The organism is Flagellimonas hymeniacidonis, assembly GCF_008040165.1.
Lineage (GTDB): Bacteria > Bacteroidota > Bacteroidia > Flavobacteriales > Flavobacteriaceae > Flagellimonas > Flagellimonas hymeniacidonis.
The window spans coordinates 975547-987661 of sequence record NZ_VRUR01000001.1; the positions used below are offsets into that span (position 1 = coordinate 975547).

13 protein-coding genes are annotated in these 12115 nt (G+C 38.1%); 2 read left to right on the plus strand and 11 right to left on the minus strand.

The features are described 5' to 3' along the window. Positions 1-66: 66 nt before the first annotated feature. The 6 genes from sufC to FVB32_RS04375 form a co-directional block, all read right to left on the minus strand. Positions 67-819 (minus strand): Fe-S cluster assembly ATPase SufC, encoded by a 753-nt coding sequence (gene sufC / locus FVB32_RS04350; RefSeq protein WP_055395521.1) that lies wholly within the window; start codon positions 817-819, stop codon positions 67-69. A gap of 17 nt (positions 820-836) precedes the next feature. Further along, on the minus strand, positions 837-1712 hold the full coding sequence (locus FVB32_RS04355; protein WP_147741532.1) for an N-acyl homoserine lactonase family protein: 876 nt from the start codon (positions 1710-1712) through the stop codon (positions 837-839). Between the two features lie 11 nt (positions 1713-1723). Next, a complete protein-coding gene (sufB, locus tag FVB32_RS04360; RefSeq protein ID WP_147741534.1) occupies positions 1724-3169 on the minus strand; it encodes a Fe-S cluster assembly protein SufB in 1446 nt (481 codons plus the stop codon). A gap of 38 nt (positions 3170-3207) precedes the next feature. Continuing rightward, positions 3208-3537 carry a HesB/IscA family protein gene (locus FVB32_RS04365; RefSeq protein ID WP_147741536.1) on the minus strand — a complete coding sequence of 110 codons (330 nt, stop codon included), beginning with the start codon at positions 3535-3537 and terminating at the stop codon, positions 3208-3210. A gap of 119 nt (positions 3538-3656) precedes the next feature. Beyond that, on the minus strand, positions 3657-5006 hold the full coding sequence (locus FVB32_RS04370) for a hypothetical protein (RefSeq protein WP_147741538.1): 1350 nt from the start codon (positions 5004-5006) through the stop codon (positions 3657-3659). A 1-nt stretch (position 5007) separates the two neighbouring features. Then, the gene (locus FVB32_RS04375; RefSeq protein ID WP_147741540.1) at positions 5008-6264 is read right to left on the minus strand and encodes a choice-of-anchor B family protein; all 1257 of its coding nucleotides are present in this window, start codon (positions 6262-6264) and stop codon (positions 5008-5010) included. 64 nt (positions 6265-6328) lie between these two features. On the opposite strand from FVB32_RS04375, the gene thiL reads away from it, so the two are divergent. Further along, positions 6329-7375 (plus strand): thiamine-phosphate kinase, encoded by a 1047-nt coding sequence (gene thiL / locus FVB32_RS04380; protein ID WP_147741541.1) that lies wholly within the window; start codon positions 6329-6331, stop codon positions 7373-7375. Between the two features lie 126 nt (positions 7376-7501). Here the strand turns inward: thiL and FVB32_RS04385 are convergent, their stop codons facing one another. Then, positions 7502-7756: a hypothetical protein gene (locus FVB32_RS04385; RefSeq protein WP_147741543.1), complete on the minus strand. Its 255-nt coding sequence runs from the start codon at positions 7754-7756 to the stop codon at positions 7502-7504. Between the two features lie 276 nt (positions 7757-8032). Between FVB32_RS04385 and brnQ the strand changes: the two genes are divergently transcribed. Continuing rightward, the gene (gene brnQ, locus FVB32_RS04390; protein WP_147741545.1) at positions 8033-9310 is read left to right on the plus strand and encodes a branched-chain amino acid transport system II carrier protein; all 1278 of its coding nucleotides are present in this window, start codon (positions 8033-8035) and stop codon (positions 9308-9310) included. Positions 9311-9516: 206 nt separating this feature from the next. Here brnQ and FVB32_RS04395 read toward each other — a convergent pair whose 3' ends face one another. The 4 genes from FVB32_RS04395 to FVB32_RS04410 form a co-directional block, all read right to left on the minus strand. Further along, on the minus strand, positions 9517-9867 hold the full coding sequence (locus FVB32_RS04395; RefSeq protein WP_147741547.1) for a DUF3784 domain-containing protein: 351 nt from the start codon (positions 9865-9867) through the stop codon (positions 9517-9519). A gap of 85 nt (positions 9868-9952) precedes the next feature. Beyond that, positions 9953-10483, minus strand: coding sequence for a DUF5025 domain-containing protein (locus tag FVB32_RS04400; protein WP_147741549.1), 531 nt, complete (start codon positions 10481-10483; stop codon positions 9953-9955). A gap of 669 nt (positions 10484-11152) precedes the next feature. After that, positions 11153-11455, minus strand: a complete 303-nt coding sequence (locus tag FVB32_RS04405) for an RDD family protein (RefSeq protein ID WP_147741551.1) — start codon at positions 11453-11455, stop codon at positions 11153-11155. 132 nt (positions 11456-11587) lie between these two features. Next, positions 11588-11953: a hypothetical protein gene (locus tag FVB32_RS04410; protein ID WP_147741553.1), complete on the minus strand. Its 366-nt coding sequence runs from the start codon at positions 11951-11953 to the stop codon at positions 11588-11590. Between the last annotated feature and the right edge of the window lie 162 nt (positions 11954-12115).

The window sequence follows — 12115 nt, forward strand, 5'->3', positions numbered from 1 at the left end:
AGTGTTCAGTTGTCAGTGTTCAGTTGTCAGTTTCCTGAGACCCGATGTCTGAAATCTTATTATCTGTTATACTACCGTTTCCTGCTTTATCCAGTCGTATCCTTTCTCTTCTAATTCCAAAGCCAGCTCTTTGGTGCCTGACTTCACAATTTTTCCATCATGTAAGACATGTACAAAGTCTGGTACAATATATTCCAGCAATCTTTGATAGTGGGTAATCACGATAATAGCATTGTCTTTTCCCCTAAGCTTGTTCACTCCGTTTGCGACAATACGAAGTGCATCAATATCCAATCCTGAATCTGTCTCATCCAAAATAGCCAACTTAGGTTCTAACATTGCCATCTGAAAAATCTCATTTCTTTTCTTCTCTCCTCCGGAAAATCCTTCATTAAGGGAGCGCGATAAAAACTTTCGGTCAATTTCCAACATTTCCGATTTCTCACGAATCAGTTTCAGCATTTGGTTTGCAGGCATATCCTCCAAGCCTCTTGCCTTTCTAGATGCGTTAATTGCCGTTTTCATGAAATTGGTCACAGAAACCCCAGGAATCTCAACTGGATATTGAAATGATAAGAAGATTCCTTTGTGTGCTCTTTCTTCCGGATCTAGTTCTTCTAAATCCTCACCATCCAAAGCAAGACTGCCCTTCTTTATTTCAAACTCTTCTTTTCCGGCAATCACAGATGCCAAGGTGCTCTTCCCTGAACCATTTGGCCCCATAATAGCATGAACTTCTCCTGCGTTCACCTCAAGGTTGATTCCGTTCAAGATTTTTTTATCTTCTATGCTTGCGTGTAAATCCTTAATCTCTAGCATTCTCTTGTAATTCAATATTATTTTAAAAAGTTGGGTGCCTTAGGCAGTTTTTCAAAATCTCCCTTGGCATGTTGTAAATACACTTTTGCTCCCTTTTCTTCTGCAAAAGCTTCAAAAGCAGCCATACTAGCTTTGGTCTGGTCTACATCAAAATTAAAACTTGGTACTCTTTGATGTTCTCTGTTTTCATAAAAATGATACAAATCTCCAGATAGCAAAAGCGGTCCGTGTTCTGGCATGTCTAAATACAATACTTGATGCCCTGGTGTATGTCCTGGCATGGATTTTATGACTACACTACCATCTCCAAAAACATCAAAATCGCCAGTAAACTTTTTGGTGTTTTGAAGTGCTTTTATGGCATTATAATTATCAGCATTGTTTTTTTGAGTCTCTTCGCTTGTAATAAAATCATACTCCGCTTGTTGCACCAGCCAAGTGGATCCAGCAAACACATTGGCATGCCCAGTGTGATCAAAATGTGTATGGGAAAGAGCAATGAAATCAATATCATCTACTTTCATTCCAATGCTTGCCAACTGATTGGCAACCGAATCTTTTCTTGATACTGTAAAAGCACCGTCAGGTGATGTAAAAGGCTCAGGTAGACCGACCAATCCTTCAGGTAGTCCAGCATCCCACATTAAGTTTCCTTTGGGATGGCTTATCACATAGAAAGCATCTGCAAATTCTTTGGATTGGCCAGTGTATGTTGTATCCTGCGAGAAGAGTTCCAACATATTAGCTCGTACATTACCCCCACTAAAGGTGTAAAGCTTAACTTCTGGTTTTACAGCTTCAACTATATTCTCTTCAGTCTTGTCAGCATCTTTTTTCGCCTGCTTACAAGAAAACGTGCCAATAATTAAAAGTGATACAAGTATTTTTTTCATGGCTTTTTTGATTATCCAACGGAGCCTTCAAGGCTTATTTCCAATAATTTTTGAGCTTCCACAGCAAACTCCATGGGGAGCTTGTTCAATACTTCTTTGCTAAAACCATTTACAATTAAAGCAATGGCTTTTTCAGTATCGATACCACGCTGATTACAATAGAAAATTTGATCTTCACCGATCTTACTGGTGGTAGCTTCGTGTTCTATCTGAGCTGTTTTGTTTTTTGCTTCGATGTACGGGAAGGTATGCGCACCACATTCATTTCCCATCAACAATGAATCACATTGTGAAAAGTTTCGTGCGTTCTCTGCTCTTGAACCAATTTGAACCAATCCTCTATAACTATTTTGAGATTTTCCTGCAGAAATTCCTTTGGAAATGATGGTACTCTTTGTGTTTTTACCCAAGTGAATCATCTTGGTTCCCGTATCTGCTTGCTGAAAATTATTGGTCACAGCAATTGAGTAGAACTCGCCCACAGAGTTGTTTCCTTTTAAAATACAAGAAGGGTATTTCCAAGTTACTGCTGAGCCCGTCTCTACCTGGGTCCAAGAAATCTTGGAATTTGTTTCGCACAACCCTCGTTTTGTCACAAAATTGTACACTCCTCCTTTTCCTTCTTTGTTTCCAGGAAACCAATTTTGAACGGTGGAGTATTTAATTTCAGCGTCATCTAAAGCAATAAGCTCCACAACAGCTGCATGTAATTGATTTTCATCACGTGATGGAGCAGTACAGCCTTCCAAATAACTTACATAACTACCTTCATCTGCAATCACCAAAGTCCGTTCAAACTGGCCTGTACCTCCTTCATTAATTCTAAAATATGTTGATAATTCCATTGGGCATTTTACCCCTTTTGGAATGTAACAGAAAGAACCATCTGTAAATACAGCCGAATTTAGGGCCGCATAGAAGTTATCCGTTTTTGGAACAACAGTACCCATGTATTTTTTTACCAATTCTGGGTGTTCCTGTATTGCTTCGGAAATGGGCATAAAGATGATTCCCTTTTCTGCCAATGTCTTTTTAAAAGTAGTTGCTACAGAAACTGAATCCACGACTATGTCAACAGCAACATTTTGCAATCTCTTTTGCTCATCAACAGAAATTCCTAATTTTCGGTACATCTCCAGCAAATCCGGGTCTACATCCTCTAAGGATTTATTGGGGTCTGCTGATTTAGGGGCGGAATAGTAACTGATTGCCTGAAAGTCGGGTTTTTCATAATGGACATTTGCCCACTCTGGCTCTTCCATTTTCTCCCAAACACGAAAAGCATCCAGACGCCACTCGGTCATCCACTCAGGTTCGTTCTTTTTCTTGGAAATTGCACGAACAATATCTTCGTTCAATCCCTTTGGAAAAGTATCCGACTCAATATCTGTATAGAAACCATATTCGTATTCTTTGGTTTCCAGTTCTTTTTTTAATTCTTCTTCTGTATATGCCATGTGTTCTCAGTTAGTGTATTGGCAATTGACAATCGCGGTTATAATGAAAAACTTTCCCCGCATCCACAGGTGCGCTGGGCATTTGGATTATTGAAGACAAAGCCTTTTCCATTCAACCCACCTGAATATTCCAAGGTTGTCCCCACTAAGTATAAAAAGCTCTTTTTATCAACGATAATACGTACTGCATTATCCTCAAAAACTTTATCGGTATCTGTTGAAGATGTATCGAATTTTAATTCATAAGATAATCCACTGCAACCTCCACTTTTTACACCCACACGTACAAAATCAGTAGTAGCATCAAAGCCTTCCTCTGACATCATCGCAACCACTTTCTGCTTGGCTGTTTCTGAAACTTTAATCATTCTTAATTGGATTTAATCTAAATAGCTAACAAATATAGGTCATAAGTAGGATTTTATCACGTTTCCTAACATTATAATAACGAATAATCCAATAGGTGTTATCTATGGAAAAGCGGGGTTTATTTTATTTTAATGACCACAAGATCGGTCATCCCCTTTAATTGAAGACCAGGAAAGTCCTCACTGGCTGTCTCACCTACTATAATTAGGCTTCCATCCTCCGTCTCCAAAGCATCAAACCCGTAGTCCAAACCAGAACCTCCAAAGGTACTTTGGTAGGTGAGGTTTCCTGCGGAATCTGTTTTTATGATCCAAAGGTCGTTTTCTCCTTTATTTTCCTGAAGATCGCCGTCTACGCTTTTTGAATTTCCTGCAATAACAAAGCCTCCATCTGCGGTTGTGCTAAGTCCCCTGGCAGCATCAAAAGCAGTGCCCCCAAATGTTTTTTCCCAAACAAGATTGCCGTTGTCATCAATCTTGATCAGCCAAACATCCGATTCGCCATTATTCCTTGAAATATCGGTATCTGTGCTAAAGGTGTTTCCTGTAATAACGTATGCATTGTCATTTGTTTTTACAATGTCATAGGATTTATCAATCCCTGTTCCACCAAAAGAACTTTCCCAAAGCAGTGTTCCAGTGCTGCTTACTTTTACCACCCAAAAATCATAACTGCCTTTGGAATTTGACACATCAAAATCGTTGCTTTCTGATGCTCCGGCCATCAATAGTCCTCCATCATTTGCTTCCAATACCCCAAAAGATCTGTCATTATTGGTGCCTCCAAAATATCTACGCCAAACCAGGTTGCCATCAATATCCAGTTTTGTACCCCAAAACTCTCCAACGCCATGACGCGTCAAATAACTTCCTTTTCCTGTATTACCTTCCCCGCCCGATGAGGTAACATCCAAAAATCCTGCGAAGAACAATCCTCCATCCGAGGTTTGGGTAACGTCATAGGAATGATCATGGCCAGAGAACCCAAAACTCTTTTCCCATAAGATATTCCCATTAGCATCTAAACGTAAAATCCAGTTATCATGAAAGCCTTCATTATTGCTGCCATCGCCATCATCACTCATGGCATAACCCACAATGGCATAACCTCCATCTGAGGTTTGCACAACGGACTGGCCTCTATCGTCCTTAGTTCCGCCATATGTCTTGTTCCACAGTAAATTGCCTTCTGTATCTAATTTTAGCAACCAATAGTCATTTACCGCAGTGGTTTTTCCAACGATATCTCCGTCAGTACTGCTACTATATCCTAAAACGGCAAAGCCCCCATCTGAAGTTTGAATTACCGCTTGTGCAGTATCTTCTCCCGATCCGCCAAAACTCTTAACCCAATCCACTTCCCCTAAAAAAGTAACTTCTTCTATAGGATTTGTTTCGGAATTATCACTAGTGCATGACCCAAAAGCAATAAGCGCAAAAACTACCAATATCTTTTTCACAGCTTCCATTTTAATTGGATTTTTCAAGCACAAATAATCCCGAATTAATATCATTAACAAGAATCTTTCCACTTGCAAAAAAGGGATAAACACTCCAGACCCCATCAAATCTAGCGGTATCATTTGAAGGATACGTATCAAAAAAAGCTATTTCTGTAATGTTTTCATTTTCAATATCGGAGATATCCAAAACACGCATTCCTGCTGTGTAATTCGCCAAGAAAAATTCATCTCCCAACACATATCCATTATGATCTATGGCGCCGGTTGGGCCAAGATAGGTGGTATGTAAGGTTGGGTTATCCAAATCCGTTAAATCAAAAACAAGGGTTCTGGAATTGAAACCAAAATCTGTTTCGTCCAGCTCATCACCCAAAATGAAGTAGCGTTGATCTTCTGTAAACCATCCTTGATGTGTATAGCCAATATTACTGTAGACCAATGTTCCAATCTCAACCGGATTGGCCTTATCCGTAATATCTGCTATTGCGATTTGGTTCTCATTAGCTCCAATAAATATTTCCCGTCCAGTATAATCAGTATCAGGTCCATTGTATGTTATTACCTGTGCGTCATGGGTGTAGCCATTTGTTCCATAGCCTCCAATACCATTGGGACTTGTTGGGTTTTGAATGTCTATAAAATGAACCCCTCCGTTAAAAGCATCATTACGGGCTGTTCCTACCGGATAGGCAAACCCCATTTCTTCATTGATCACAATGTTATGTGCATTTCCTATTTCCGTATATCTAGCATCTGCAGTAAACTGTTGCGGTGGGTTTTCAACATTCCGTAATTTAGTCAGATCAAAAACCTGCATACCATGATTGGCTGCCTCGGCTACAATAAAAGCGTGGTTTCCAAATACCTTGACATCTCTCCAAGTGCTTGATGACGTAGCGGTTAAAAGTTTTCCAAGATAAACAGGGTTTTGGGTATCTGTAATATCGACAAAGGCAGTTCCATTGTCCAATCCAATGATAGCATACTCTTTGTTATTGGAGGTGTCTGTCCAACCCCAAATGTCATTCCCAGAAGATGCCGCAAATGCGCTTAGGTCCATTTGAAATAACAAATCGTACCCATTACAGGAGTAAATCGAAGCGGTGCCTCCTTGACATGGAGTGGCGCTTGTAGCTACCAGACCAGTACCTAGATTGGTACCATTCATATTATCACCATCCGAACCGGAGCCACTTCCATCATCACTTGAACATCCGAAAAGTACGAGCACCGCAAGAAGCGCCAATAAAGTAGGTCTCAACATTCTATAGCAATTTTAAGTTTCTACTAAAGATACAATTTATAATTATCCTGTTTATTTTTGCCGAATGATAGAAGATAAGAATCAGCAGCGAACAGCGTTGGAGAATTTAGGAGAATTTGGACTGATAAAACATTTGACCAAAAATTTTGGGCTGAACCAGAGTTCCTCCATTGTAGGAATTGGTGACGACGCCGCTGTTTTGGATTTTAAAGACAAGAAAACAATTGTCACTACAGACATGCTTGTGGAAGGGGTTCATTTCGACCTCAGCTATATGCCATTAAAACATTTGGGCTATAAAGCAGTGATCGTAAATCTATCCGATATCTATGCCATGAACGCAATGGCGACTCAAATTACAGTTTCCATTGCAGTCTCCAACAGATTTCCCATAGAGGCACTTGAAGAGTTTTATGAGGGTGTGGCTATGGCTTGTCAAATGTACAAGGTGGATTTAGTTGGTGGCGACACTACCTCATCTACAAAAGGCATGCTCATTAGCATTACGGCTTTAGGAATTGCTGAAGAAAATGAAATTGTATATCGAAAAGGCACAAAGCCAAACGACTTGTTGGTGGTTACGGGTGACTTGGGTGGCGCGTATCTTGGGCTTCAAGTTTTGGAGCGAGAAAAGGAAGTCTTTAAAGTGAATCCCAACAATCAGCCCGACCTTGAGCCTTATTCTTACGTTGTGGAGCGTCAATTAAAGCCTGAAGCTAGAATGGATATTGTTGAACTTTTAGAAAAACTTGAGGTAAAACCAACTGCAATGATTGACATAAGTGATGGGCTTTCTTCTGAAATTTTACACCTGTGTGAACAAAGCGGAGTGGGCTGTAATCTTTTTGAAGATAAAATTCCTTTGGACCCTACGGTCATTTCCGCAGCAGAAGAATTTAAAATGGATTCTACTATGATTGCCCTGAGCGGCGGTGAGGATTATGAATTGTTGTTGACTATTGACCAGTCCGATTTTCCAAAAATAAAGGGCAATCCCAACTTAACTGTTATTGGGCATATGGCAATGAAAGAAGAAGGGGCACATTTAATTACTAGGGGAGATACCAAAATTCCATTATCAGCACAGGGATGGAATTCATTTTCTTCATAAAAAAATCCCGAAAACCAAGAGCATTTCTTGCTATACGGTCATGGGGCACAGGACTGAATAGACAAAGCGCTTTCTTAATTTCCGGGAATAAACCTTGAAATTATCCTTTAGAAAGTAAAACTCAAATTATGCTACTTGAGGAACCTGTCTATTATGTCTTTTACGGTACATGTCTTCCAAAGTACTATTGATGTCCTGCATTTGTGGGGTCAACGCAGATAGTTTACCGCTTACATCTGTGGTAACTTCTTTTTGACAATGTAAACACTTGTACTCTTTAATGTGTTGTGTAACTCTTTTGGACACTACGTAGTGATGCCCGAATAAGTTACAGAAGAAAGAAGAGAATTTGTTGCCATGTTGGGTAGTAGATGTTTTCATAAGTTAGGTTTTGTTTGGGAAGCGTATTAGTACGATTTGGGGATCGAAAAAACGCAAAAACTATTTACTGTAATTTTATTTTATATGATATTGAATTTTAATTAATCATTTATATAAGCAACGCCTGTTAATAACTTTTTATTTTGTCAACTTATTTGTAAAGGTCTTTTTTCGATGAAATGCACTCTTATCGATAAAAAGTTATTTTCAACCGTTAAACTACATTGTCTAAATATAGTATTTTGATTTATTTTAACAAAAAATTATTAACAATACATGAGCAAGAAAACCATCGCCATTACAGCATTTGCACTTTTCTCTCTTTTCTTTGGAGCAGGAAACCTAATACTTCCACCTCAATTAGGGTTTAAGTCTGGAAATTTATGGTGGCTGGTCGCCATTGGTTTTTGTATTTCTGCAGTTTTAATTCCCATTTTGGGCATTCTGGCGCATGCCAAGCTGCAAGGCACGATGTTCGATTTTGCCAAGAAAGTATCCCCTACTTTCAGTTTAGTGTATTGTTATCTTGTATATGCCATTTCCATTTCATTGCCTTCACCGAGAACCGCTTCGGTTACACATGAAATGGCCATTCAACCTTTATGGGATTCCTCTTCATTGATTACCAGTATTATTTATTTTGCCCTGGTTTACATTTTTGTGGTGAACCGCTCAAAGATTTTAGATGTGGTAGGCAAGTTTCTCACCCCTGGCATATTACTAATTCTACTCCTTATTATAGGAACCGCCATCTTTACTTTGGATTTTGACTTTGGAATAACAGCATTTAAAAGTCCATTTACCCACGGAATTTTAGAAGGGTATCAAACCTTTGATGCCATAGGTGCCGTTGTGGTAGGTGGGGTGATTATTATTTCCATCAATCTTAAAGATAGTGCCGCTTCTTATGAAGTTAAAAAAAGCTTGATCCGAAAAGCGGGTTGGTTGGCAGGACTTGGTCTTTTTTTAATCTACACTGGACTTATTATCACCGGGGCATTGTTTCATGATGCTTTTGATCCCGAAATCTCGAGAACTGCCCTTTTAAGCGGTATTAGCTTAAAAACATTGGGTAGCACTGCAAATCTGATGCTGAGTATTTTGGTGAGTCTTGCTTGTTTTACCACTGCGGTCGGTATTGTAACGGGAACGGCCGACTTTATAAAAGGCCGATTTAACGATTCTAGACAGGCCTATGTTATCACCGCCATTATTGGCTGTATTCTTGGAGTATTGATGGGGCAATTTAATGTAGGGTACATTATTGCAGTGGCTTTGCCTGCATTGATGTTTATCTATCCTATTACTATTGTCCTGATTCTATTAAATGTGGTCCCTGATAAATTTGCTTCGCCCAAAGTCTTTAGGTGGGTGGTTGCGACTACGGTGCTGTTTAGCATCCCTGACTTTTTAGGAAGCATTGGTTTTGGAGATGCTATAACTTCTTTTACCCAATGGATTCCCTTAGGGGAAAATCATATGGGATGGGTGTTACCTGCTTTGGTGGTTTTTGTTTTGGCCAATTTTATGGGCAAAAATCAGGATAGGCTTTAAGGGCAACTTGACTTTCAAGATATCGTCAGATTCAATTGACGATATCATCCGTTACGTAAAGTTCTATGGTTATTGTTAAGAATCAAATAAAGATTAATGGCTTGAACTTGTAAAAAGACAAAACTCCATTTACTTTTCACAAAGAACTCCCATTTAGCTAATAGCAAGGAAAAATCCAATTACTATCTATCGCATTTTAAAATTACCTAGTTGATTTTTCCAAAAGGGAATATATTAATATTCTGGTCTTTTGAATATTTTGAACCCATACCAATAAAATATACATAACAACAACCAGGACAAAACATTAAAAAAAAAGCACCAGCATCTTCATTAATCCAATAAGTCAAAATTATCCCACATATCAAAAATAAAACCCCAAAGAAAATATGAAACTTTCGGAAAAAAGAAATATACTTTTTAATATCTACCTTGTGCTTATCGATTTCACTTAACGTGTTGTACCCCGATAGCAGATGCTCCGCATTATCCCAGGTTATCACATATCCAATTACAACAAAAAATAAACTCATTCCAATTATTAATTCGTAAATCATTTTTCAAACTTTAGTTATTACAGCCTGTAAATGAATTTTTGGGTTTGTGCTATTAACCCTATACTAAAATAGATTTAGCAATAGCTCAATAAATATTTTCCAGACTGGAATCGGCTCTTTTTACCTTAAATTTTCCATTGCTGATGATTACGCTATCTGGGACAGCAGAACCATTGAATATACTGCCATATAAAACACCACTAAAAGTTCCCGTTACCAAGCCACCTTCATCCTTGCTAAATTCCCCCACGGTAATTGAAAAACTTGAATTCGCCTCCAATTCGGTATAGTGATAAGAATTATCCCCTTCGTCCCTATACTCAATATCGTAATTACTTGCTAAAACGGACTGTGTATCATCAATGTCATCTTGGGTAAATGTCCCATTTGTATTGTTCAAAAACATAATGGTTATGGACTCATCTGACCCTTCTGTTGTTCCCGTTACAACCAGCTCATCAAAAATATTCAGCCCTGCATTAGGATTTGAATAGAAAACATTTCTTCCGTTTACAGCAAAAGATAGTTCCTCAATAATTTGTTCTTCATCTACACTACAAGAAGTTAGGTTAACAATACTCACCAAACATAATACGGCTAGAATATTTTTTCTCATGATATTTAATAGTTAAGACAGTTTGGTTCTATGATTTCCAATATTATTAAGCGAAGTTCCGGGAATTCCGTTCTAAAATTCCTGCTCGATTGATGGTTTGGCAGTATGGAGTGATTTATGCCTATTTATAGTTGACATATGGTGAAGAAAAGAGTTACAATTTCAATATAATTTCCCTTAAGGGAAAATCATATGGGATGGGTGTTGCCTGACTTAGCGGTTTTTGTCGGGGCCAATCTCCTAAAGGTAAAACAGAGTAAGGACTTTGGGAATGGAACTTATCGTTATGGCTATAGTGCGTTGCTCGGCCCTATGATAGGGAAAGTGCGCGAAATAAGTTCAGCCGCCATGACGTTTCCGATAGTAAAGATCAGAAACAATGAACTTATAGTCAGTGCTAGCCACATTTTTATTTCTAAGAAGCCAAAATCTATATAGATTTTATCCCCATTGTCATAATGTAATTTGGTTTTTTTTATGACAAAGTGTTTTCTTAAGTTATCTAAGCTCTTATCTGTTACTAATGAATATATTTTTTTACCAAATAGTAAAAACTCAAATACTACTTTGTTAATCGAGTTGTTGTCTTGATTAATTTTTTCATTTAATTCACCAACAGTTGAGTTATGAAAGTCAGATTTTTTATCATTGAAAGAGATAATTTTTAGCTCACCTAAATTTAGTTCTATCTGTTTTAGAATTGGATTTGAGTTTAACAAATTCTGCGGCCTGTTTTTCTTCCCCTTTTTTTTGGTTTTTATCCAGTTTTCTGTTAGGCCAACAGAAATAAATAAAAAATGGGATTAGGATTATTACTCCAACTATTGCCATAGGGAAATTTGGTTCAGCAGTAGCTGTATAAAATCTTCCCACATGGCCTAAACCTATAAGAATAAGTGCAAACCCTATGAGTATAGTCCATAATATAAAAGTATCAAGTATTCTATTAAAAATTCTTTTTATTTTATCCATACACAACTTTGTTGATTTATCAGGTTTAATTCCTCAGCCTTCTGACCAAAACTGGTTAAGCGATAAGAAACATCCATAGTATTGACCTTGACTTGATCCAAAGTAAAGGTCACCCCCGACATATCCACCACTTTATTGTGACACTGCCCAACCTAGGTTATAAGAGAATTCACTTATTAAGGAAGAAAATGTTATAACATTTTCTTCCCGGGTAAATTTTCCGCTGTCATAATACCCATATGCCTGACCTATGTATTCGAATTTATAGATCGAATGGGCATAGAGTATACTATTAGAATATGTTGAACCCATTATATTGTTGGTATATTGACCCAGCATAGACTTATCGACCTGCTGAATATTTTGCGAGGAAGTATTCTTTGTATACTTTTCTGCCAATTTCAGCTTTAGTTGTAGGTGTTCATCAAAATTTTGTGAGTTACAATCCATAATACTCATTAAGATAAAAAGGCCTATTGCAATTTCTTTAATGGCCATTATTCTGTCTATTAGCCATATCGGATGATCAATGAAGGTCGAGGATTTTACGCCAAGACTTTTAGCGAATTTGACAGACCTACCCTATAAATGGATAAATCTCTCTTTATAATTGATGGGGCCCCTTAAGGGAAAATCATATGGGGGGGTATTGCCTGCTTT

Excerpts from the sequence above, each read along its gene's own strand:
- brnQ (WP_147741545.1), top strand. The coding sequence starts at position 8,033 with ATGAGCAAGAAAACCATCGCCATTACAGCATTTGCACTTTTCTCTCTT.
- FVB32_RS04370 (WP_147741538.1), bottom strand. The coding sequence starts at position 5,006 with ATGGAAGCTGTGAAAAAGATATTGGTAGTTTTTGCGCTTATTGCTTTT.
- sufB (WP_147741534.1), bottom strand. The coding sequence starts at position 3,169 with ATGGCATATACAGAAGAAGAATTAAAAAAAGAACTGGAAACCAAAGAA.
- FVB32_RS04375 (WP_147741540.1), bottom strand. The coding sequence starts at position 6,264 with ATGTTGAGACCTACTTTATTGGCGCTTCTTGCGGTGCTCGTACTTTTC.
- FVB32_RS04365 (WP_147741536.1), bottom strand. The coding sequence starts at position 3,537 with ATGATTAAAGTTTCAGAAACAGCCAAGCAGAAAGTGGTTGCGATGATG.
- thiL (WP_147741541.1), top strand. The coding sequence starts at position 6,329 with ATGATAGAAGATAAGAATCAGCAGCGAACAGCGTTGGAGAATTTAGGA.
- FVB32_RS04405 (WP_147741551.1), bottom strand. The coding sequence starts at position 11,455 with ATGGATAAAATAAAAAGAATTTTTAATAGAATACTTGATACTTTTATA.
- sufC (WP_055395521.1), bottom strand. The coding sequence starts at position 819 with ATGCTAGAGATTAAGGATTTACACGCAAGCATAGAAGATAAAAAAATC.
- FVB32_RS04410 (WP_147741553.1), bottom strand. The coding sequence starts at position 11,953 with ATGGCCATTAAAGAAATTGCAATAGGCCTTTTTATCTTAATGAGTATT.
- FVB32_RS04355 (WP_147741532.1), bottom strand. The coding sequence starts at position 1,712 with ATGAAAAAAATACTTGTATCACTTTTAATTATTGGCACGTTTTCTTGT.
- FVB32_RS04385 (WP_147741543.1), bottom strand. The coding sequence starts at position 7,756 with ATGAAAACATCTACTACCCAACATGGCAACAAATTCTCTTCTTTCTTC.
- FVB32_RS04400 (WP_147741549.1), bottom strand. The coding sequence starts at position 10,483 with ATGAGAAAAAATATTCTAGCCGTATTATGTTTGGTGAGTATTGTTAAC.
- FVB32_RS04395 (WP_147741547.1), bottom strand. The coding sequence starts at position 9,867 with ATGATTTACGAATTAATAATTGGAATGAGTTTATTTTTTGTTGTAATT.